The sequence below is a fragment of the Paraburkholderia sp. SIMBA_053 genome (assembly GCF_046534895.1).
GTDB classification, from domain to species: domain Bacteria; phylum Pseudomonadota; class Gammaproteobacteria; order Burkholderiales; family Burkholderiaceae; genus Paraburkholderia; species Paraburkholderia caledonica.
The window spans coordinates 1-255 of sequence record NZ_JAWRXU010001154.1; the positions used below are offsets into that span (position 1 = coordinate 1).

At 58.4% G+C, this 255-nt stretch carries 1 protein-coding gene; it reads left to right on the top strand.

Features of this window, described 5'->3' with window-relative positions:
- Nucleotides 1-20 precede the first annotated feature (20 nt).
- The coding region (locus tag SB753_RS39275) for a LysE family translocator (RefSeq protein ID WP_410805449.1) at nt 21-255 on the top strand (235 nt) is incomplete at its 3' end.

Here is a 255-nt window from a genome sequence, read left to right on the forward strand (position 1 = left end):
TGCTGGGGTTGGGCGCAGTGATGGCCAATTTCCCCGCGTTATTTCAAGTGATTACGTGGTGTGGTGCGGCTTATTTGGCGTGGCTAGGTATTAAGGCGCTACGGGCAGGGCGTGGGGGAGCGTTCTCACCGGGCGCGGTGGCCACCACGCCGCGTCAAGCGGCCAAAGAGGCCGTGCTGGTAGCGTTGGGCAATCCTAAGCTCATCATCTTTTTTGTCGCGCTATTAAGCCAGTTTGTGACGCCAGAAATGAGCC